The following is a 21,222-nucleotide window of genomic DNA, read 5'->3' as shown; positions in this document are numbered from 1 at the left end:
CTATATCCCCTGTTTCGTAATATAATCCTTTTCTCCTGTCTTTCGTATAAACGAAAGAATAAGTTTGTTCAACTCACGATCATATAGGAATATACCAACTACTACAATAACCGTATGAAGTACAAGTGCAATCAAATTGTATGCATGCAACATATATTGCACTCCTATAAAAGTTATGCCAAAGTAAATTGTATAAGGGATTACAATTTGGAATACAATTTTTTTCTTCACTGCACTTACCGCTATATATCCCACTAAAGCGACGATTTCAAATAAAACCATAGCATATGCCGCTCCTATCACTCCACCAATACTACTAAAGCTATAAAGCATAACCCCACCCATCACCAATGCTACACACTGCACAATAGTTCTCTTATTTTGACATCCACTCGTCGTTAAACCGTCAGCAATGGCAATATTTAAACTTTGTAGCACAATAAGAAATGATAATATTTGGAGTGGTTCTACTGCATTGCTCCATTCTTCATGAAAAAATATAGAAATAAAGTATGGTGCTAAATGATATAAACCGATCGTCATACATATTCCTACAATCGCCATTGATTTGATTTGAAGCAAATTTAATTTCGTATGCTCTTCTAAATTATTCTGGTTATAATGCTTAAAGAGCACTGGAAAAAATGCACCTGCAATCACCCCTGGTACTTGATATAAAGCTGCCGGCATCCGGTACGCCACTGCAAAAACACCTACCATACTTAATGGCAATGTATAGTTGAGCAAGATAGGCGCTAATTGTGGCGTACTCATTATTAAAAAACCGCTAATAATAAAGGGAGGTAATTGCCAAAATAACGCTTTATGAATTACAACTTTCATATTCATTTTCGTCTTTCTTCTCATGATATATATACTGAATAAACCACCAATCATATACCCAAAAGCATATAAGCGAGCCGTTACATACACCGGCAACTCTCCCAAAATACAAAAACATGTAATTATAATGATAACCGATGCTGATACAACTTTAATGAGCGCTATATACTTCATACGTTCCGTCAGTTGAAAATAGGCAATACCTATGTTTTGCCAAGTTAACCCTATTAACATGAAAAACATTACGTTTATCATCATATAAATTACATTTCTATCCGCATACATATAATGAATAGCAATATAACCGATGATAGAAATAAAAATAAGTAGAATCACCCTTATTTTTATATACGATGATAAAATCTTTTCTAAATCTGCTCCATCTTTTGCCCCTTCTCGAAGAAACGTATTACTAAGTCCTAAATCTGTAAAAAATAACATAACAAACGTCACTGCTATGGCAACACTAAACATCCCATAATGTTGTGCGTTAAAAAAGTTTGCTAAAGCGATTAAACTGACAGCCTGAAGAAGGTTAGCTAAAATCGTACTATAAAATAGATGGATAATATTGTTTAGAATAGATCTACCCATACCAGTTCTCCTTTGCAAGTAACCTACTTACATATGTTGTTTGTTTACATATATATTTATCTTGCGCCATTACCATTCAATACAATTAAAACCGTCTTACATAAAATATGAATGTCCATCTTAATCGTTTTCATTTCAATATACTCCATGTCCCATTTCAACTTTTCTTTCGGATCAAGATCATACCCACCATTTATTTGTGCCCATCCTGTTAACCCTGGCTTCACAATTAAACGTTCCTTGAATTCCGGAATATAGGCATCAAATTGTTTATAAAAATACTCTCTCTCTGGCCTAGGTCCAACAAAAGACATATCGCCTTTTAAAACATTGAAAAGTTGCGGCAATTCATCAATTCTCGTTTTTCTTATAAATGATCCAACTTTAGTAATTCTTGGATCATTTTCATCTGCCCATTGCGGTCCATTTATTTCAGCATCTTTTACCATCGACCTTAATTTAAATACATTAAATTTCTTCCCATTCATCCCTAAACGTTCTTGAAAATAAATTGGAGCTCCTGCTGTTTCGAAAGCAATTATAATACAAAAAAACAACATAATTGGCAGCGTTACTAGTAACAATATGAGTGAAAATATAATATCAAACAAGCGCTTTATACTTCGATTCAAAATACTGGTCTTTTCTTGGGCCGGAATCGTATACAACTTGGCTTGATTTGTTTCACGAATCATAGATCGTTACCCCCACATTCAAGAATATAAAACTATACCTATTAATTCACATTCTTTCTTCTTTATATTTGCTATCACTTTTTGCACAGTACGTAGGGAATCTTTTCTCTTTTTAACCGCTAAGACCACTCCATCGCATTTCCCTGCAATCATGTGCGTAGCAGGAAGCTCAAATACTTCAGATGAATAAAAGAAAATGTAATCAAAATCTTCTTTCCACTTAGCAATTAAACTATCAAATTCATCCATTGCAACTAATGGTGTCCCTGTGTGTACTGTTTTTTTTGCAGGAATACAATATAAGTAATTAGACAAATTACTAGAAAAAGGTTCATAATTGCAGGCGAAAGAGCTTATTATATCGTTTACTGTTATCATGTGATCGCTTTGTAATAATACATGTAATTTAGGGTCAGAAAAATTCACATCGATAAGTAACACCTTTTTCTTCATTTCCGCAAACACTAGACCCATATTTACGATAAGTGAGGCAACAACGCCACTGTCCTTCGTTGAACTAATTGTAAACACTTGCTTTCCAGATTTTTTTAATGCGTGATACACCGTATAAAACTGCTCTTTCATCAGAGCATCATGCGGATCGAATGGTAGTATTTTTTTTTTCTTAAACATCGACATGTTCACCTCGATATATAGATGATTGCCCATCAACTTCTGTAGGTTTCTTTTTTCTATTTGGTTTCATATTTATGTGACCAATAACAGAGACTGTTGTTATTTTCTCTAAATCCTGTTCCGTGTATATACGTTCATCAAAATAATCTCGAAATACAGCTAAACCTATCCCAACAAAAAAACTAACAATTAAAGAAATAGGAATGATTAGTTGAAATTTCGGAAACAATTTTTCAGCCTGTTCCTGTAACTCAGGATCAGTCAATACTTTCACCCCTTGTACATTTGTGTACTGTTGAAAGCTTTTTTGTGATTGCTCTGCCAATGTCTTTACAATGTCTTTCACGATTTTCGGATTGGAATCTTTTACTGTAACAGTTACAATTTGTGAGTTGTCCGTATTCACCACCGAGATTTTTTGTGCTAATTCATAACTTGATTGCTCTAATTTCAAAGTTTTTTTGACTGTTGAAATAATTAATGGGCTTTTTAAAATATCAACATACGATGTTACTAGTTGCTTATTTTCTTGTGTTTTATTTGTTGAATTTTCCTTATTAAACTCATCTAAATTCCCAACAAGAATTTGCGTTGAATATTGATATGACGGCTTTAAAACATACATAGAGATAAGAACTAAAGAAGCGGTTAAACAACACATCGTTAAAATAATCGTTACGAATCTTCTTTTCAATAATTGTTGAAAATCTTTTATACTCATTTCTTGCTTCAATTATTTCACCGCCTTTGTTTGAATGACATCCTGCAACTCACTTTCTACAGATAGTCCTTTCTTTTCTAAATTCGATTGCTTTGTTATATACTTTCCGATCCTGAATGCAAATTTTTCTACAAACAAATAAGAAATCATCGCAAGTATAAACGAAAAAATAAGCGAAAAAATTAAAATAATAGGTAAAGGCAATATTTCATGGAGCATGTACATAAGGGAAAATAAAGATATAATATGGTATAAATAAAGACTGTAAGAAATCTTTCCCAAGTATAACAAGTATTTATTACGCAGCAAGGATGACAAAGTTGATACTGACAAACTTAATATGACAAATAAACACGCACTTATCGCTACTACGTAGTCTCGAAATATAAAATTATTGAGTAATTTAATTTCTCCAATAAGCCCTTCATACATATAAAGTAAAATCGCAAATAAAAACCATGCAATTTTCTCATTTTTAGTACGATTACTATAAAAAACTATTAACTTATTTTTATATTTCGCAACTAGTGCTCCTAGTAAAAACAGCACTGTGTAATGCAGAGTTAATGTATAACTAGTTAATGTTAAACTTGAGTGAAATAAAAATAAAATTACGACAGAACATATACTAAAACTAAACACTGACAATAATGAATACCTCAACGTTTTTCGTAAACAAACCATCAAAACTAACGGGAAAATTATTGATATTCGCATTTCATGAACAAGTGACCAAATTACGCCGTTATATGCATCTGTATTATATTTCCCAACCAATAAAATATGTTGCGCTATTAAACTTGAAGAACTTTCAATCGTCCATGAGCGATTAAACCATTCACTTAAATACGAAATACCATATTTACTCATTGTAGTCTGGCATAAAATAGCTATAATTATCGCGACGATATATGGAATATATATTCTGCATATACGCTTTAAAACGAATGACCTATAGCTATCGTAGTTCTTTTGAATGGATTTATACAAAACAAATCCACTCAAAACAAAAAAGATAATAACAGATTCGTTACCACTACTAAAAATTAGACGAGCAGGCGTTTCTTTTAATAGATACACAACAAATGGTTTATTATCTTCATAACTGTAATTTTGAAATGCTGAAAAAATCATTAAATGATGGCCAATCATTACTATCAATGAAGAAATTCCTCGTATAGAATCCAGTTCTTCATACCTATCCATCGTTTTACATCAACTCCTACTGAAATGATAATAATCATTTCAAAGCGACACCATTATTCATATTCCTCTCCTTTCTTTTCATTCCAATTTTTCATATTAAAATGATTTTATAGCGTAATTTTGAATGTATTGTAACATTTTTTGTAATATTATGAATAGCGAATCTTAAGAATTGGCATATACCAATTTCAACCTCGAAAAATGAATAATATTGATAGAAAAACACTATAAAAATATCTTGTATAGTTACAAAATTAAAGAGAGAAATAGAGTTTTTTCAATATAAAACAAAAAAAGATAGCCTATAAAGGCTATCTTCTTTTATTTTATTTAATTACTGGCACCACTATATGCTACATGTCGTTTCTCAATTCGTTCCTCAATTTCTTTCATATTTTCTTTATTATTTAATAGTGATTGTTTATTTTCAATTAATAATTGTTTAAAGGATTTTCTCACTTTTTTTCTCATTTTCATTGTCCTCCTTGGGGGATGGTTTATATAAAAGATAAAGAATTATCTGGTTGTTCTTATAATAATTGATTGTTGTGAACTTCATTTGAACTTCATATGAAAATTCCGTTTATTTTCTGACAACTTTGTGAACACGAAAAAAGAGCCTGTTCTAAAACTATGTTGAAATTAATTCACTTAATTATAAAATTTGCTATTTTCATCAACTTTTATCAATTTATATTGTCGAAATATTTATATATTTTAAGCTACATTCCATATACTTTCACTTACTAACATACTGTTTTCCAAAACAAAAAGAAGGTGTCACTTAGTCAACGTTCGACTCATGCAACATCCCTCTTACCAAACTATTTACAGCATATTGATTAATATTTCAGGTCTTCCCCAATTCATTTCTTCACAAACGAATCGTAGTTTTTCTTCATCTATTGTGTGTAATCCCTCTTCTAGTGAACATGAAATAGGAACTTCACAATGAATTTGCGCTAATTGTAATGAAATATTTAAATTCTCTAAATCACTTTCAATCTTCGTACGTTGTGCTTTCGTTAATGATGCCACATTTTCTAGTACAGTTGCTACTGTACCATGTTCTTGTATAAGCTTATACGCTGTTTTTTCACCGATACCTTTTACACCTGGGTAATTATCACTCGTATCTCCCATGAAAGCTTTCGCATGCACGATTTGCCACGGTTCCACACCTTTTTCTTCCATAATTTTCTCCGGTGTGTAATACTCGTAATTTCCAATTCCTTTGCGCAGAAGCATAACTGTAACGTTCTTATCAACAAGCTGAAGTAAATCCGTATCACCTGTTAAAATATAAACTTCCGCTTCATTGCCGTATTGTTTCGCTAGTGTACCGATACAATCATCCGCTTCATACCCTTTCATACCGATAACTGGAACAGATAATTTCGCAGTCATTTCTTGTACTAGATCAAATTGCGGAATTAATTCTTCCGGCGGTGCCGCACGATTCGCTTTATAATTTGAGAACGATTCTGTTCTAAATGTCGTACTTCCCATATCCCAGCATGTTACGATGTGTGTCGGTTCAATTGCTTGCATTGCCGTTAATAAATGTTTCATATAACCATGAATCCCGTTTGTAGGGATACCATCTTGTCGTTTCATAAACTGTCCGTAGACACTTGTTGCATAAAAAGCACGAAATAATAGCGCCATACCATCAACTAATAATACTTTTTTCATAATTCCTCTCCTACCAAAAAAATAATAACCCCACGTCATCACGTAAGGTTATATAAATAGATTACCATTCTACGTTTTTTCAACTTTGTCTATTATACATTGTTTTTGTATATTTAGCATCATTTACACATTAAGACGTTCTACTACAACAAGTATGAAGAATCCCTGAATACGTATTTTTCCCAGTCGAAACTACTACAGCCTTCGCATTTCCACCAACAATATACGTCCCTTTAAAACATACGTTTTCAAGTTCAAGTGGATTATAATCTTTCATTCTTTTTAAAGGAATAAATCGTTTGCGCTCAAGATGATAGCAGCTTTCAAATTTCTCAATACTCGCATCGTTTCCTGTTAGCACAGATTCATTTACTAATAAATCATTTGCATAAATGATACGTACATCTGCTGGTACTGTATCACCTTCTGAAAGGAAAATCATATCTCCAGGAACAAGCTCTTGTACTGGCAAGTTCATCATTTTTAATTCACCGTTTAAACTTGTTACACTAGAACATTCTACTCGAGACACAGTAATTTTCTCACATTGTACTCCATCACTCACATGTTGTTTTGAAAAACCTGGAATCATGCCACTTAGCTTCATCATCACTTCTGCAATACGAGCTCTTTTTGAAGTTAATTCATTTCGGCCGTATACTTGAATACGTTTTTGTGCCTCTTTCATAGATAATCCGTCTCTTGTTGTTTTGAAATACGCAAATACAGATTTTACATCTCTCGTTGCGATTTCAATTAATAAATCTTTATTTTTTTGAAGTAATGTTTGTTCTTTCATTGATTTTTTACTTAATTTATATGACGTGTTACCCACAGTTTTGTTTGCATATAACATATTATCGTCTCCTCCTTTACAACATAGGAAGAAACGCTTTGTTTCTCAATTTATCCACTTTACTGTGAAAGTGTCTAGCGCTTAAACATACATATAAACGCTACATGATGATAAATATAAAGGGAGGAACAAGTCGTTTCCTGCCTACATCATATATTTTTGATTTGAAGTATATGGGTAACGGAACCGAGTCAGAATTTGACATGCTCCTCACCTCCTCGTTTCATTTTATAGTTTATACTATGAACTTACTCATAGCTTTGTAACAAAAAGACCTTTACTCTGAAAAGAGTAAAGGTCATGACATACACAAATAAACGATTCCTAATACAATTAGAAATCTACGGACCTCTCCCTCACCGAGTTTTAGCACTGTATAGCATAGGTACATTACCAGCTACGTTAAGAAAAACCTTAATTCGATCATTCCTGTTGACCCATTGGCGTCTCTCGACATTTTTGGGCAGTAGCATTTCTCTATACAGGAGCCTCACCTAACAGAGACTTATTTTAATTACATAGAAAATGTTACTCTTATTTAAAATAGATGTCAACTGTAGTCTACAATTTTTTCAAAAGGTATAACAAACTAACGTAGATAAAATAAAAAACTTTACGTTCAAACGTAAAGTTTTTAATAAGTTATACAACCAGCAATTACAATCCCAATGGAAAGCGATAAAAACATAAGAAAAAGACCGACTGCTTGATTATCTTCTTCAAGACTTTTATTTATATTAAAGCGTGGTGTAAGCCACTCAGCTAAATAAAAGACGATGATTTGAGCCAGAATTCCAACCGCTCCCCACGAAACCATATCAAAAAGTGAAATGGAATTAGCCGCTGTTGAATATAAAACAATAGCTAACCCAAGTAATCGACCTCCAAGTACATAGCTTACCGCCTTATTTCCTTGGGCCATTAACTTAAATTCTTTTACTTTCGTTGTCACTTCCATTAGGAAAAGACCAATGCATAAAAGACCAAGTGTTACTGCTAAATATAATAAAAAATTAATCATATACTTCCTCCTTTTTTATACCTACCGGTAAATAGTACGATTCATTCCCCGTAATTTTTTCACCAGCACGAATACCAATACTGCTCGCTTTTCCAGCAATTAAAAATGAACCAAACACATACGACAATTTCTCCATCCCTTTTTCTGTTTCCAACGATACGACTGGAAGTTCTGTATACTTTTGAAATATCGGCAGCGACGCTTTATACGTTTGGTGTGTATTTTGAAGCATAATATTTTCGTCCTTATCGCGAATCGTAATTGTATCTCCTTCTCTACCAAATGAAGGTTTTTGAACGAAAGAACCTCTTCCTAAAAATAAATCTGGTTCTAAATATGTAGGTAGCATATATTCTTTAATCCACTGTTGTTCCTCATTTGTATAAAAGGCCTCTTCTTCTGCTAACCCCCAAATAAGACACTGAACTGATTTTGACTGAAGTAAAAAGGCTGACAAAGGATTGATGATAAAAAGCTTTCCGGCTTTTACAAGTTGCAACAACTCCACGCCTACCAAATCCCCTGTTTCAGGATCTTGATCCTCAATTAAATCTTCTATCGGATATGTTTGGCGATATAAAACATCAATTTGTACTCCATCCCTATCCACTAAAGCATCTTTTGTAATTCTAAGTTCTGACATTGGCACTACTTTATTTTCAACATGGCATAGCTGACTCAAATACATAGTCGTATTCCAATCCTCAATATGTTCATGATGTGCTGTAAAAACAACATTTGGATTGTCTATTCCCTTTGTCGCTTCCATTACTGCTTTTGTAACACCAGAAGATAGTAATCGCTCTTGATCCGAGTTTGGATCATCATAGCCTAGTTTCTCGCAAACTTTTCCATTCATTTGAAAGCATTCCATAATAAATGTTGGTGTATCACTATTAAACTCAAGCATTTTAATTTTGTTTTCACCTGTTAAAACAAAATCAAACCGCGAAATAACAGATTCAGGATATAATCCTTTCATTCTAATGAATGATAAGCTTGCAGGAGGAAACCCAAGTTCAAGAAGCTGTTCGTCACTTAAATTACGCAGAAGTCTAGCAGTCTTAAAAAATATTTTTCCCATTCGTTCAGTTGCTAACTGTAATTGTTTCATATTCTCATTTGTTATAGAGAAAACATGAAACAAACTATACTCACATTCATATAAATCCGACCAGAAATCCGGATATTTTGAATAAAACTCTTTTCGATTTCTTATGTACTGCGACATATTTTAGCCACCAAATCCTCCCTTTGAACCACTTCCAATTCCACCTTTAAATTCCGCAGACGATTGATACGATTTAAACGCCGATGAATTTTTAAAAGTGGATTTATTTTGATAGTATGTTCCGCCATAGAAATAATGTCCACGATAACCTGAACTACTATCATCACACTGCCATACCCCAAGTTCATCATCCCAATCCCAATCTGAACAACTTCTATCATTCGGTTTTGGGGGTAAATCTTGCGCGCAGCCAAATAAGGTGCCAGTCATTAAAGACGTTATGACACCACCTACTAGCCATTTCGTTTTTGTCACCTTCGCACTCCCCTTTTTAAATTCTATTTCTATTATATAAGATGGCATGATAAAGTAGAAGAAAAAGGAAGAAGAGGGATAAAATGCGTTTAGAGTATCGACTTAATGATGAAACGAAAGGCTACCCTGCTTTATGGAATTACGCAAATATTTCTAATTCTGAAATTATCGCACGCATGACTTGTGAATATTTTATAAAAGATAAAAATACATATGTTGTTACTGCAACTTCAGTAGATCCAGATGGAACAGCAGTTATATATATTCAACAAGAAACTTTTTCTAACGACCCTTCAGATCCTACTTACTTCCATATCGGTTTTGAAATTAGAGAGCTAAAGGATACGAGTTCCAACTTGATTGAAAGTAAAGATGTATGGAACTATGAAGAAATTCTACCATCTCTTCATTCAGATATTATATATATTCAGCAAGATGGCATGCATATGGAGTTTACTTTAGATTCAAGAGAGATTGATGAAGACAGAAAGTGCTATATTTATTATGGAAACTTCACAGGTGAATCAAGATAACATGGATATTTGTATACAACAAAAAAACCTTACGTATAAAACGTAAGGTTTTTATATAGCCCCACATATGCCGTTCTCTCTAGATGTCCATAAACCTGCTCTCACAGGTGGATGCTCTCACAAATGTTTGTAACTTCCTTCTTAAAAAGATGGCATGTTAGCTACATTTAAATATTGAACTTCCATATTAAACTTATTGGTTTAAGACATGCATAAGCTACGTACACCGTAGGAATTTTATATAGTGTTAGTTGAAATAAGACCCCCGCACGTGCCGCTCCTCGTAAATGTCCAAAAACCCGCTACTCGCAGGTGGATGCCCTCACAGTTACCGTACATCTTCCTCCACAAGGAAGGCTTGATGATGATCGCTAAATATTGAGCTTCCGTATAACTAACATCGGTTTTAGACATAAATAAGTTACGTACACCGCAGGATGTATTATTTACTTGTCGTTATATTATCACATTGTTTCCAATGTGTAAAATACAAAGTTTTTCGAGCAATCTCTTGCTTGTGACCTTATTTTAATACAAATTATTTTTGCATGCAAGTGATTAATCTTCTTCTTTTGCAATTTGATTTTCTGGATAAGAAATCCAATCACTCCAACTACCTGCATACAATTTAACATTTTGGAATCCAGCTAATTTCAATGCAACGATATTTGGACATGCTGTAACACCAGAACCACAATATACAATTGTTTCCTTATCTTTCGAAAGATTTTGGAATCGCTCTTGTTGCTGAGCTTTATTCTTAAATTGCCCTGATTGCAGCATTCCATCCTTCCAAAAATAGTTTACTGCCGTTGGGATATGCCCTGCTTTTGGATCAACAAGTTCCTCTACACCAGCATAACGTTTTGGCTCTCTGGAATCAATTAATGTAACATCTGCACCTGCATGAATATTCTCTCTAACCGTTTCCATCGTTACAAGCATATGATCTCGTATATTTGCTTTGAATGTCTTTCGCATAACAACAGGAATTTCTTGTGTTACTGATAGTCCATTCTCTTTCCATGCTGGAAACCCACCATCTAATATATATGCTTTCTCATGTCCTACATAGTTTAGTAACCACCAGAAACGAGAAGCATTTGCACCCGCTTGACTGTCATATGCAACTACTGTCGTGTGTTCATCAATACCAGCTCGCGAAAGCTTGTCCGCAAACTCCTCAATATTTGGCAACGGATGACGACCACCATGTTCTGTTACAGGACTTGATAAATCTAAATTCAAATCAAAATATAATGCATGAGGAATATGTTCTTCCTCATACTTTTCTCTACCCCAATTAGGATTCGCTAAATCAAAACGACAATCGATTATACGGACGTTCTCATCTTCTATATGCTCACGTAACCATTCGACTGTAACTATCATCTTTAACGACCTTCTTTCTCTTTCAAACGACTTACATACTCCATAACCATTTCTTCTGTAACATATTTACGCTGCAAGGTAACACCATTTTTTGCAAGATCATTAATTTGCTTCGTTACAACATTAATGACATCAACCGAAAATTCTTTCCCGTTTGACGCAAGAGATACGGCAGCTTCAATAGCTGCTTCACGCTGCGCATCTAATTGTAAACATGCTTTTACACTTTCATTTTGTTTACGAGAATGTGCTGTAATTGCTTTATGTACTTCCATCTTCTCTTCCCCCTAAATAGTTATACGTTTTGATTCAATTCCATTGCAAGCCGAATCATATCGCGGCAGACAATCCCATTTTCAATAATCTCTTCTTCATAATGCTTCGAAAAGTAATCAAAATCAATAGAAAAAATACGAAATCCACATTTTTGATATAAAGCAAGTTGTGAAACACTAGAATTGCCTGTACCAACTTCAAGTTTTGACATACCATATCCTTTAGCAGTTTCTATAGCATGACTTAATAGCTTCTTTCCAATCCCTTTTCCTTGCAAATGCTCTACAACCGCAATATTCATAATTTCCATCGTCTTCGGCCTTGTTTCCAAAATCACATATACACCGATTACATTATCTTCTTGCTTAGCTACGTATGTTACCCCTCTTTGTACATATGTAGCTACTTGCTGTTCACTCGGATCAGCAAGTAGTAATAAAGACTTCGGTATAGCTTCTTTTGAAATACGTTCTATTACAACAGTCATAAAAAATTCCCCCTTCTCTATTGTTCTAAACCCTCCTTGTCTACCATAAGTAATAGAAAGGAGGGATTCACCATGGACAACAATGAGAAAAAATGCAACGTCATCTCTATTGATGGAAAGAAGAAGAAGAGCGATACGTATTCCCATCCAAAATTAGTAGTAGAAAACAAAACATATGAATTTTCTTCATTCGTCTTATGCGGTGAAACACCAGACGGCAGACGACTCGTTCTTACTCATATGATTTCTACCGATGAATTTGCTGGGTTTGTCAAATCTTTAGATACGGTACTACAAAAGAAAATCGAACGAATCTTTTTCTCATAACGACTACATCACATAAATTTCTTTTTCAATCTCTACTAATTGCTTTTGCAATCGTTCTTTACTTTGTTCATATAGGGATACATCAATCGTTTCAGCCAATGCAAATAATATACTTTCATAATAGTTTATCACATCTTGCTGCATCACTTTTTGGAATAATTTCCATTTCATATCCCATTCTTGCTTATAATGATGAACAAATAAATCTTTTTCATCAGCTACATAGTTTGATACGAAAGGCTCTAATACAACTTTAGCCTCTTCTTGCATGAAAGCTTTATCATTTTTTTCAAAAAAGCTTTTTTCATTTTTAAAATGTGCCAATGCTTTTTTGAAATCTTTTATTTCAACTGATGGGAACGGTTCTTTATGTGTAATATCTTTATATTCATATTCCACTGTTCCACTCATAGAAATTGATTCATTTTCTACTTTACAGTTCACCACAATTTCATTCTTGGCACGCTTCATCGCTTCGTCTATCCATTTTTCAAGACGTAATGATGTCGCACGCATTTCTTGTAATAAATCATGCTGAATAAATGCTACTAATTCCATAACACACTGCTGCAACTGCGCTTTCACATTTCCGTCCGTTCGAAGCGATGCCGGATTAATAAATTCAGTAAACACATCGTTATAACGTAGGAATAGGCGTTGTTGCACGTAATAAAGCAATTCTTTCACTTCATTTTGCATCGCCTGTTCTTCAGCAAGCACACTATATGATGAAATAATATGAAGTAGTTGATCACGCTCTGCTTCATATTTTTTCGTTTGCTTCTCTTTCTCTTCATTCCCCTGCTTTGCACCATTTATCATATTTACTAACAGCTGATCTGCCCCTTGCAATGCACCATATAAAGCATGAACAGATACGAGCATTAAATCTCTCATCATAAAGGATGTAAATGATTCCTCGAACTTAGCAATCCCAGAGTTTTGTAAAATACCGTACTTCTCTTTTTCAATATTTTTTCCTTGTTTCTCTTCAAGGGCACATAAACTTGAAATTGCAAATAAACGTGGATTTCTAATACCATATTGCAATAGCTGGTCTGCGATATAACCTTTTACCATTTCAAGTTCTTCTTCAGACTCTGCTAAATCGGCCGCATTAATTAAGAAGAACATTTTATCAAGAGCGAAAGTATCCTTTACACGACCAAGCTGAATTAAAAATTCACGGTCAGCACGAGAGAACACGTGATTATAATACGTTACAAATAAAATAGCATCTGCGTTTTTAATATACTGGAACGCAACGTCTGTATGGCGGGCGTTAATAGAATCCGCTCCAGGTGTGTCTACAAGCGCTACTCCTTGCCTTGTTAATGCACAATCATAATAAAGCTCCATATACTCAACAAAACAAGATTTTTCTTCATTCGCTACATAATCAGAAAACTCTTCTAATGTAACTTGTACTTGCTCACCTAAATACGCTGAAACTGTATCATACCCTTTTTGTACCGCTCGTAAAAAGCTAAATGTTGTTTTTTGCTTTCCAGTTGGTGAAGGATATTTCATAACTTTATCAATCTGTGCTAACGCTTCATCTAACGTAGTAATCTCATAATGAAACAGCTTATAAACAGCTTTCATATCTTCTAATAAGGCTTGCTTTGATTTAAATTGAACCATTACTGTGCCATGTGGTTTTTCCTCTGTAACTGGCAAAATTTGATTAATTGTTGCCGTCGTCGGATTTGGTGACACTGGAAGTACTTTCTCACCAAGCAATGCATTGGCAAATGATGATTTCCCAGCACTAAAAGCTCCGAATAATGCCACTGTAAATTGTTTCGTTTCCACACGGCGCCTTTTTTCTATTACTTCTTGCTGTACATGTTTCAGCGCTGGCAATGGCTCTAATATCGTTTCAGCTTTCTTCACTTTCTCTAATATACGCTGAATATTTAAAGCTGCCGTTCCTTTTATCTCTTCCTCATGAGCCGCTACGTTATCATTTACAATTTCCTGCTCTTGTAGTGTGAATTTCTCACTAACAATTTGTTTTTTACTTTGCAATATCTCTTCTATTTGCAACCCTTCTGGTGTAGCAACACGCTCATACCAAACATTTTGTAAATAACTTTCATATGTCTCCAAATTGTTACTGTATTGCAATTTCGTTTCTTTTGCCGTTTGCAACATCGTATACGTTTCAATCTCTTCTTCAATACGATTAACTGCTTCTTTTACCTTTTGCTTTAAAACGACTGCACTTTTATCAAAAATTTGCTGTGCTTTTGTAAAATAACGTTTCTTTAATTCATTCGCTACATCCGCTGTATAAAGAAGTAAGTAATCACCTGTGAAACCTGCACCTTGTTTAATTACTTCAGCTAACATTTCTGGGCCAAAAGCAATTTCTAAAGCATATATGTCTTTCCCGATCTCTTCTGTAAACAACCCTTCTTCTTTTAAGAAGGCAACAATAAATTCTTTCACATGAAAATCAAGTTGCGTTTCGACAGTCTTTTGCAAAGCAGAATAAAAAGCATCTAAACGTCTCTGTTTTTCTTGCTCAGTCTTTCCTTTCGCAAATAGCAAACCAACTTTAAATTTTGTTAATTTCGTTTCTAAGTAGGCATTTGCCAATTCTCTCATTTCAAATGGCATTAAATACGCGTTATCTAATATAGCTTGTAAGCCTTTTATAAATTCGTTTCTCATATGAGACTCTTTACTAGCCTCGCGATGTTTCGTTTCCGTTAGCTCTTCTTTCTTTTCAACTATTTCTGAAATGGAAAGCGGTGATGCTAACTCTTCCTCATATTTCAAAAGAGCTTTTTCATTTTCAGAAAGAATAAACGAGAAATGTTCCCCCATTAAATATTCTGTTTCTCGCTCCATTCCATCTCTTACATACTTCTCTTTTTCTTTCATAATAGAAGTAATTAATGTTTCTAAGCTTCCAATTTCATTATGTGGATGGTTCATCATTCGTAATGATGTATAATAAACTCCATCTACTTCAATATCCCAGTTAGAGAACGATTGTTTTACACTATCTCTATAATCCGCAAACGATAATTCATTTTCTTTATGTTTATCTATTTGATTTACAACGAGATAAACTGTTTTATTACGTTGTTTCAATTCTTTAACAAATTGTAAATTCACTTCCGATTGGACGTGATTATAATCCATCATATAAAAAATTACGTCTGCTAGATGCAGCGTTGATTCTGTCGCTAGTTGATGGGCATCATCTGTTGAATCAATCCCTGGTGTATCAACTAGCATAACACCTTCAGGAATTGGAGCATCATTCCGATAAATATGAACACCAATTACCTCATCGCCATCTTTACAAATTTGTTTTAATTCTTCTGCTGAATATGCACCGTCATATTCGTACTGCTCTCCAGATTTAATTGTTACAACAACACGATTAAATCCCTTTTCAATTTTAACGACGTTAGCGCTTGTCGGAATCGGACTTGTCGGTAACAACTGCGCTTTATATAGATGATTCATCATCGTTGATTTCCCTGCTGAGAAGTGACCGCAGAATGCTATCATAAGCTGCTCTCGTTTATATTTTTGAATTACTTCAAACAACTTTAAGCTATTCTCTGCATCGCCGTGTTTTTGCCACTCTTCATAAAAACAAACAAGTTTTTTCATACCGTTTGTCTGTACTATGTTTGTCATCCCCTTGTTCCCCTTTATCCAAGATGTATATACTTTTCGCCCGCTATTTGCGAGCTCACAATCAACAGGAGATACATCCCCTCATTGATTACCGTTTTACTTTACTATCATACTAAATTTTCAGCATATTCTCATTAAAAATAAAAAATCCCTTTCATTCTTTTTACAAATGAAAGGGATTTTATGTAATATCACTCATTTTGCTGTTCCTACTCCATTTAAAACATACTTTGCAATAACTGCATATACAGCGACTGTACCTGCTACTAATGCATATACCATACTCATGCACCAACCTTTTTTTGATAATGATTATCACTTTTGAATACATTTTATCATTAAAGAGAATCATTATCAACACTTTTCATAAAGAAAGCCCCTTATAAGAAGGAGCTTCACTGCCTGTTTTGAAAAAGGTTAAAACTTGTTGTGCACTCTTATTATATCTCATCTTACATAACTTAATAGTTAAAAAAAATGGAAATCCACCCTATACCCTCCATCTTACATTTTGTATAATAAAAGGGAATTACTTAACAAGGAGGAAAATAATGACACAAAATATTTCACAAGGCGAGAGGATACACTCCATCGATATTATTAGAGGAATAGCTGTACTTGGTATTTTTCTTGTTAACTGGCCTGTTATCGCCGGGATTGACTCACGTGATCTTTCAGGAGTTTACGAGGGGCTAGATAGCTATATCCGTCTATTTTACGATATGTTTATTCAAACAAAGTTTTATACTATCTTTTCGTTTTTATTCGGCCTAGGCTTTTACATTTTTATGACTCGTGCTGAAGCGAAAACGGATCGACCAAAAACTTTATTTGTTCGTCGCTTACTTATTTTATTATTATTTGGTTTCTTACATTACGTTCTTTTATGGGACGGAGACATCTTACATAGTTATGCAATCGCTGGATTTTTCTTATTTTTATTTTATAAGAGAGAACCTCGTACTATTTTAATATGGGCAATCGTTTTATTAAGTATTTTTCAATTTCTTATGCTAATCGCTAGTATTGGTATTGCCTTCATGCCAAAGAATGAACTTGGGTTATCCTTACCAATCCTGCCACTTGAAGACTGGGTGTCACAAATTCAAAATCGTTTCCATGATTTTTATGCTAATGGAATAGGGCTAAATATTTCTATGCTCCCAGAAACACTCGGATTATTTTTACTCGGTTTATATGCTGGAAAAAAAGACATTTTCCGTCGCACGAAAGAGTTAGATCCGAAACTAAAAAAATGGCAAATCATTATGTTCGTTTTAACATTACCGTTTTGGTTCTTTATGGTTCGTTATTTCTTATCAACACCATCATATGAACCACTTTATATGCAAGGACTTGCAATGTTTAGCGGAAAAACATTATTCATCTTCTACATTTTCACACTCATGCGTTTATTACAAAAGGAAAGATGGCAAACATTATTACGTCCATTCCAGTACGTTGGGCGAATGGCATTAACAAACTACATCTCGCATACAATTGTTACATTACTTGTATTCGGACTACTGTTTAAAAGTTATTATCCTGCTCCATTATGGGTAGGACCAATATTTTGCATCGGTTTCTATACGTTACAAATCTTTATTAGCCGCTGGTGGCTGTCACGTTATCAATACGGGCCACTTGAATATATATGGCGCCTTGGTACGTACGGGAAAATGATGCCACTTAAAAAGAAAAGCAAGGTCTCATAGTGAGACCTTGCTTTTTTATGCTTCTCTTACCGCACTTTGTATCGGAACTGGTTCGTCCTTTACTTTCACTTTACGCTGCGGCACCATATTAAATACGATATTTAAAAGTACTGCTGACGCACTTCCAAGTACGATTCCGTTATCTGTTAAAATACGAATGCTTTCTGGAAGTTGTGAGAATAATGTAGGAACGACAGTAACCCCTAGTCCGATCCCAACAGAACATGCAACGATTAATAAGTTTTCTTGTCTTCCAAAATCAACGCTACTTAACATTTTAATACCATATGCCATTACCATACCGAACATCGCTAACATCGCACCGCCAAGTACCGATTTCGGAATAATTGTTGTAATAGCTGCGATTTTTGGGATGAACCCAAGAACGATTAACATACCACCACAAGTGTAAATAATCACGCGATTTCTTACTCCAGTTAATTGAACAAGCCCTACGTTTTGAGAGTATGTTGTATATGGGAAGGCGTTGAAAATACCACCTAACACCATCGCTAATCCTTCTGCACGATAACCTTTTGTTAATTCTTTTTCACCAATCTTTTTATTGCAAATATCAGATAATGCAAAGTAAACGCCTGTTGCTTCTACAATCCCTACGCAAGCAACTAAAATCATCGTAATAATTGGCGTTAATTCAAACGTTGGTGTACCGAAGTAAAATGGCTGAATACCATGGAACCAATCTGCTTCTCCAACCGCTTGCAAGCTTACTTTTCCCATAAATGCTGCAACGATTGTACCGAACAATAGACCTAGTAAAATAGAGATTGAACGAATAAATCCGTCAAAGAAACGATACATAATGATGATAAATAGTAACACACCAAACGCTAATGCTAAATTTTCAAGACTACCGAAATCTTTGCTTCCTACTCCACCAGCCATATCATTAATTGCTGCTGGAACAAGTGTAACTCCAATTACGGTAACGACAGATCCTGTTACAACAGGGGGAAACAGCTTTACAAGCTTTCCAAATAATTTCGCAAAAATAACAACGAATAACCCCGCAGCAATAATTGCTCCATAAATAGAAGACACGCCGTATTGTTTTCCGATTGCAATCATCGGCCCAACGGCTGTAAATGTACAACCTAGTACAACTGGGAGCCCAATACCGAAAAAGCGATTTGATAATGCTTGTAAAATTGTCGCAACGCCGCACATTAATAAATCAATTGAGACTAAATACGTTAACTCTTTTTGATTTAAACCTAGTCCGCCGCCCACAATAAGCGGAACGATAATTGCACCCGCATACATAGCAAGCATATGCTGCATACCAAGCGATGCAATTTTAATTGGATGTTGCTTCATCGTTTATTTCACCTCCGCAGTTTCTTGCTGTACAAATGTAACTGTGCCGTTATCAAGTGATGCAATTTCTGCTAGTGATTCAACACGAACGCCTTGTTCACGAAGCTTCTTTCCTCCATCTTGAAATGCTTTTTCAATAACAATACCAATTCCGGCAATACTTGCTCCTGCTTGCTCGACTAAACTCATTAAACCTAAAGCAGCCTGACCGTTCGCTAAAAAGTCATCAATAATTAAAACGCGATCACTTTCATCGATATGATTTCGAGATAATGAAATTTCATTCGTTTCTTGTTTTGTAAATGAATATACGTTTGCAACATACATATTATCTTGTAACGTTAACGATTTACGTTTTCTTGCAAAAATTACTTTTACACCAAGCTCTAGTGCAGCCATAACCGCTGGTGCAATGCCTGAAGATTCAATCGTCACGATTTTTGTAATGTTCTCTTCTTTAAAACGTTTAGCAAATTCTTTTCCGATTTCTTGCATAAGTACTGGATCAATTTGATGATTTAAAAAAGCATCTACCTTTAATACGTCACCAGATAAAACCTTTCCTTCGTTCAAAATCTTTTCTTGTAATACTTTCATGTTTGTTCCCCCTCTTATGCAATAAAAAAACTCCAAAAGCTGCCACCACTCGTTACAAGTGAGAGACGCGCTTTTGGAGTTTCGCAAAAAAAGAATGCTAAACAAGCAAATATATTCGTCCTCACTCATAGTCAAAGTATTTACGGTACTTCGGTAGAAACTTGCAGGCCATATCCCCGCGATTATATGAGTGTAGCTAACTATTTATTTTATAGATGGATTATAACGCACTTTTTATACTTTGAAAAGCATTTATTAACAAAACACGTACAAATTTTATGAAATTATCATTTTCGTTCGATTTTTGTAAACTCTTTCATTCCCAATTATAACTTCGTTAAAATGATTGGTCCATCTTTTGTAATCGCAATTGTATGTTCATATTGAGCTGATAATTTCCCGTCCATCGTTCTCGCCGTCCATCCATTTAAATCTACTTTCGAATATCGCATACCTACATTGACAATTGGCTCAATCGTAATTACCATTCCTTCTTGTAACTCAGACCCTTGTCCTTGCTTCCCAAAATGAAAAATTGCTGGTTCTTCATGAATCTCTTTACCGATTCCATGTCCCGTAAAGTCTCTTGCGACAGAAAAACCTTCACTTGCTACATAACTTTCAATTGCATAGCCAATATCTCCTACATGATTACCGATTATCGCCTGATCAATCCCTTTATACAAAGCATTCTCAGCTACTAACAACAACTTTTCTGCTTCATCAGAAACTTTTCCAACTCTATACGTCCAAGCAGAATCTGAAAGACCACCATTTAAGTTTACTACCATGTCAATTGTTACAATATCACCCTCAGTTAAAGGAACATCGGCCGGAAGCGCATGACACATTTCATCGTTTACAGATGCACACGTTGCATATGGATACCCGTTATATCCTTTCTGCTGAGATATTGCACCATGCTTTTCTAAATATGCTTCAACAAACGTATCAATTTCTTTTGTTGTCACACCCGGTTTCATCATTTTCGCAATTTCTCTATGACATGAAGCAAGTAACTTTCCAGATTCATGCATTAAATCTATTTCATTTTTCGTTTTAATTGTAATCATGCTGTCTC

21 protein-coding genes, 2 other RNA genes and 2 riboswitches are annotated in these 21,222 nt (G+C 34.5%); of the genes, 3 read left to right on the top strand and 20 right to left on the bottom strand.

The window, feature by feature from the left end:
- From AC2CGR_RS03305 to AC2CGR_RS03255, 11 genes are all read right to left on the bottom strand, one after another.
- Complete coding sequence (locus tag AC2CGR_RS03305; RefSeq protein ID WP_140349769.1) at positions 1-1,437, bottom strand: oligosaccharide flippase family protein; 1,437 nt, start codon at positions 1,435-1,437, stop codon at positions 1-3.
- A 56-nt stretch (positions 1,438-1,493) separates the two neighbouring features.
- Positions 1,494-2,132, bottom strand: coding sequence for a sugar transferase (locus tag AC2CGR_RS03300; RefSeq protein ID WP_087964799.1), 639 nt, complete (start codon positions 2,130-2,132; stop codon positions 1,494-1,496).
- A gap of 18 nt (positions 2,133-2,150) precedes the next feature.
- Positions 2,151-2,771, bottom strand: a complete 621-nt coding sequence (locus tag AC2CGR_RS03295) for a CpsD/CapB family tyrosine-protein kinase (RefSeq protein ID WP_484480497.1) — start codon at positions 2,769-2,771, stop codon at positions 2,151-2,153.
- A complete protein-coding gene (locus tag AC2CGR_RS03290; RefSeq protein ID WP_087964797.1) occupies positions 2,758-3,501 on the bottom strand; it encodes a YveK family protein in 744 nt (247 codons plus the stop codon). The genes AC2CGR_RS03295 and AC2CGR_RS03290 overlap by 14 nt, the downstream gene beginning before the upstream one ends.
- Positions 3,502-4,695, bottom strand: a complete 1,194-nt coding sequence (locus AC2CGR_RS03285; protein ID WP_087964795.1) for an acyltransferase family protein — start codon at positions 4,693-4,695, stop codon at positions 3,502-3,504.
- Between the two features lie 330 nt (positions 4,696-5,025).
- On the bottom strand, positions 5,026-5,166 hold the full coding sequence (locus AC2CGR_RS03280; RefSeq protein WP_001228048.1) for an FbpB family small basic protein: 141 nt from the start codon (positions 5,164-5,166) through the stop codon (positions 5,026-5,028).
- Positions 5,167-5,523: 357 nt separating this feature from the next.
- Complete coding sequence (locus AC2CGR_RS03275) at positions 5,524-6,390, bottom strand: 5'-3' exonuclease (protein WP_087964792.1); 867 nt, start codon at positions 6,388-6,390, stop codon at positions 5,524-5,526.
- 130 nt (positions 6,391-6,520) lie between these two features.
- A complete protein-coding gene (locus AC2CGR_RS03270; protein WP_029440722.1) occupies positions 6,521-7,246 on the bottom strand; it encodes a P-type ATPase actuator domain-containing protein in 726 nt (241 codons plus the stop codon).
- A gap of 343 nt (positions 7,247-7,589) precedes the next feature.
- Positions 7,590-7,755: riboswitch (M-box (ykoK) riboswitch) on the bottom strand.
- Between the two features lie 125 nt (positions 7,756-7,880).
- Complete coding sequence (locus AC2CGR_RS03265; protein WP_000606854.1) at positions 7,881-8,267, bottom strand: DUF350 domain-containing protein; 387 nt, start codon at positions 8,265-8,267, stop codon at positions 7,881-7,883.
- Complete coding sequence (locus AC2CGR_RS03260; protein WP_484480496.1) at positions 8,260-9,498, bottom strand: glutathionylspermidine synthase family protein; 1,239 nt, start codon at positions 9,496-9,498, stop codon at positions 8,260-8,262. The genes AC2CGR_RS03265 and AC2CGR_RS03260 overlap by 8 nt, the downstream gene beginning before the upstream one ends.
- 3 nt (positions 9,499-9,501) lie before the next feature.
- Positions 9,502-9,813, bottom strand: a complete 312-nt coding sequence (locus tag AC2CGR_RS03255) for a hypothetical protein (protein WP_087964788.1) — start codon at positions 9,811-9,813, stop codon at positions 9,502-9,504.
- An 83-nt stretch (positions 9,814-9,896) separates the two neighbouring features.
- Between AC2CGR_RS03255 and AC2CGR_RS03250 the strand changes: the two genes are divergently transcribed.
- Positions 9,897-10,346 carry a hypothetical protein gene (locus AC2CGR_RS03250; RefSeq protein WP_087964786.1) on the top strand — a complete coding sequence of 150 codons (450 nt, stop codon included), beginning with the start codon at positions 9,897-9,899 and terminating at the stop codon, positions 10,344-10,346.
- Between the two features lie 54 nt (positions 10,347-10,400).
- On the opposite strand, the gene ssrS (AC2CGR_RS03245) is transcribed toward AC2CGR_RS03250, so the two are convergent.
- From ssrS (AC2CGR_RS03245) to AC2CGR_RS03225, 5 genes are all read right to left on the bottom strand, one after another.
- Positions 10,401-10,584, bottom strand: a non-coding RNA gene (gene ssrS, locus AC2CGR_RS03245) — 6S RNA.
- 21 nt (positions 10,585-10,605) lie between these two features.
- A non-coding RNA gene (gene ssrS, locus AC2CGR_RS03240) (6S RNA) lies at positions 10,606-10,788 on the bottom strand.
- Positions 10,789-10,904: 116 nt separating this feature from the next.
- A complete protein-coding gene (locus AC2CGR_RS03235; RefSeq protein WP_087964784.1) occupies positions 10,905-11,738 on the bottom strand; it encodes a sulfurtransferase in 834 nt (277 codons plus the stop codon).
- 2 nt (positions 11,739-11,740) lie between these two features.
- Entirely contained in the window at positions 11,741-12,013 is a 273-nt protein-coding gene (locus tag AC2CGR_RS03230) for a YpbS family protein (RefSeq protein WP_000451818.1), read from the bottom strand.
- 20 nt (positions 12,014-12,033) lie between these two features.
- Positions 12,034-12,501 (bottom strand): GNAT family N-acetyltransferase, encoded by a 468-nt coding sequence (locus AC2CGR_RS03225; protein WP_061687681.1) that lies wholly within the window; start codon positions 12,499-12,501, stop codon positions 12,034-12,036.
- 72 nt (positions 12,502-12,573) lie between these two features.
- Between AC2CGR_RS03225 and AC2CGR_RS03220 the strand changes: the two genes are divergently transcribed.
- Positions 12,574-12,828 carry a DUF3931 domain-containing protein gene (locus AC2CGR_RS03220; protein ID WP_000369737.1) on the top strand — a complete coding sequence of 85 codons (255 nt, stop codon included), beginning with the start codon at positions 12,574-12,576 and terminating at the stop codon, positions 12,826-12,828.
- A gap of 3 nt (positions 12,829-12,831) precedes the next feature.
- On the opposite strand, the gene AC2CGR_RS03215 is transcribed toward AC2CGR_RS03220, so the two are convergent.
- The gene (locus AC2CGR_RS03215; protein WP_087964781.1) at positions 12,832-16,491 is read right to left on the bottom strand and encodes a dynamin family protein; all 3,660 of its coding nucleotides are present in this window, start codon (positions 16,489-16,491) and stop codon (positions 12,832-12,834) included.
- A gap of 551 nt (positions 16,492-17,042) precedes the next feature.
- Between AC2CGR_RS03215 and AC2CGR_RS03210 the strand changes: the two genes are divergently transcribed.
- A complete protein-coding gene (locus AC2CGR_RS03210) occupies positions 17,043-18,206 on the top strand; it encodes a DUF418 domain-containing protein (protein ID WP_087964780.1) in 1,164 nt (387 codons plus the stop codon).
- Positions 18,207-18,221: 15 nt separating this feature from the next.
- Here the strand turns inward: AC2CGR_RS03210 and pbuX are convergent, their stop codons facing one another.
- The 3 genes from pbuX to AC2CGR_RS03195 all read right to left on the bottom strand — a co-directional run bounded on the left by pbuX (position 18,222) and on the right by AC2CGR_RS03195 (position 21,214).
- Positions 18,222-19,544 (bottom strand): xanthine permease PbuX, encoded by a 1,323-nt coding sequence (gene pbuX / locus AC2CGR_RS03205; RefSeq protein ID WP_002194155.1) that lies wholly within the window; start codon positions 19,542-19,544, stop codon positions 18,222-18,224.
- A 3-nt stretch (positions 19,545-19,547) separates the two neighbouring features.
- Positions 19,548-20,141, bottom strand: coding sequence for a xanthine phosphoribosyltransferase (locus AC2CGR_RS03200; protein ID WP_044584263.1), 594 nt, complete (start codon positions 20,139-20,141; stop codon positions 19,548-19,550).
- A gap of 108 nt (positions 20,142-20,249) precedes the next feature.
- Positions 20,250-20,351: riboswitch (purine riboswitch) on the bottom strand.
- 116 nt (positions 20,352-20,467) lie between these two features.
- Positions 20,468-21,214, bottom strand: coding sequence for a type I methionyl aminopeptidase (locus AC2CGR_RS03195; protein ID WP_484480495.1), 747 nt, complete (start codon positions 21,212-21,214; stop codon positions 20,468-20,470).
- Between the last annotated feature and the right edge of the window lie 8 nt (positions 21,215-21,222).

The sequence above is a fragment of the Bacillus sp. LSHTCR4 genome, assembly GCF_057197025.1.
Note: the sequence above shows the minus strand (reverse complement) of the source record. Positions and strands in the feature narration are given on the sequence as shown.

Bases quoted from the DNA above. Each gene is read 5' to 3' on its own strand.
- AC2CGR_RS03215 (WP_087964781.1), bottom strand. From the start codon at position 16,491: ATGACAAACATAGTACAGACAAACGGTATGAAAAAACTTGTTTGTTTT.
- AC2CGR_RS03220 (WP_000369737.1), top strand. From the start codon at position 12,574: ATGGACAACAATGAGAAAAAATGCAACGTCATCTCTATTGATGGAAAG.
- AC2CGR_RS03235 (WP_087964784.1), bottom strand. From the start codon at position 11,738: ATGATAGTTACAGTCGAATGGTTACGTGAGCATATAGAAGATGAGAAC.
- pbuX (WP_002194155.1), bottom strand. From the start codon at position 19,544: ATGAAGCAACATCCAATTAAAATTGCATCGCTTGGTATGCAGCATATG.
- AC2CGR_RS03250 (WP_087964786.1), top strand. From the start codon at position 9,897: ATGCGTTTAGAGTATCGACTTAATGATGAAACGAAAGGCTACCCTGCT.
- AC2CGR_RS03295 (WP_484480497.1), bottom strand. From the start codon at position 2,771: ATGTCGATGTTTAAGAAAAAAAAAATACTACCATTCGATCCGCATGAT.
- AC2CGR_RS03225 (WP_061687681.1), bottom strand. From the start codon at position 12,501: ATGACTGTTGTAATAGAACGTATTTCAAAAGAAGCTATACCGAAGTCT.
- AC2CGR_RS03210 (WP_087964780.1), top strand. From the start codon at position 17,043: ATGACACAAAATATTTCACAAGGCGAGAGGATACACTCCATCGATATT.
- AC2CGR_RS03195 (WP_484480495.1), bottom strand. From the start codon at position 21,214: ATGATTACAATTAAAACGAAAAATGAAATAGATTTAATGCATGAATCT.
- AC2CGR_RS03285 (WP_087964795.1), bottom strand. From the start codon at position 4,695: ATGGATAGGTATGAAGAACTGGATTCTATACGAGGAATTTCTTCATTG.
- AC2CGR_RS03275 (WP_087964792.1), bottom strand. From the start codon at position 6,390: ATGAAAAAAGTATTATTAGTTGATGGTATGGCGCTATTATTTCGTGCT.
- AC2CGR_RS03305 (WP_140349769.1), bottom strand. From the start codon at position 1,437: ATGGGTAGATCTATTCTAAACAATATTATCCATCTATTTTATAGTACG.
- AC2CGR_RS03200 (WP_044584263.1), bottom strand. From the start codon at position 20,141: ATGAAAGTATTACAAGAAAAGATTTTGAACGAAGGAAAGGTTTTATCT.
- AC2CGR_RS03260 (WP_484480496.1), bottom strand. From the start codon at position 9,498: ATGTCGCAGTACATAAGAAATCGAAAAGAGTTTTATTCAAAATATCCG.
- AC2CGR_RS03270 (WP_029440722.1), bottom strand. From the start codon at position 7,246: ATGTTATATGCAAACAAAACTGTGGGTAACACGTCATATAAATTAAGT.
- AC2CGR_RS03230 (WP_000451818.1), bottom strand. From the start codon at position 12,013: ATGGAAGTACATAAAGCAATTACAGCACATTCTCGTAAACAAAATGAA.
- AC2CGR_RS03265 (WP_000606854.1), bottom strand. From the start codon at position 8,267: ATGATTAATTTTTTATTATATTTAGCAGTAACACTTGGTCTTTTATGC.
- AC2CGR_RS03280 (WP_001228048.1), bottom strand. From the start codon at position 5,166: ATGAGAAAAAAAGTGAGAAAATCCTTTAAACAATTATTAATTGAAAAT.
- AC2CGR_RS03300 (WP_087964799.1), bottom strand. From the start codon at position 2,132: ATGATTCGTGAAACAAATCAAGCCAAGTTGTATACGATTCCGGCCCAA.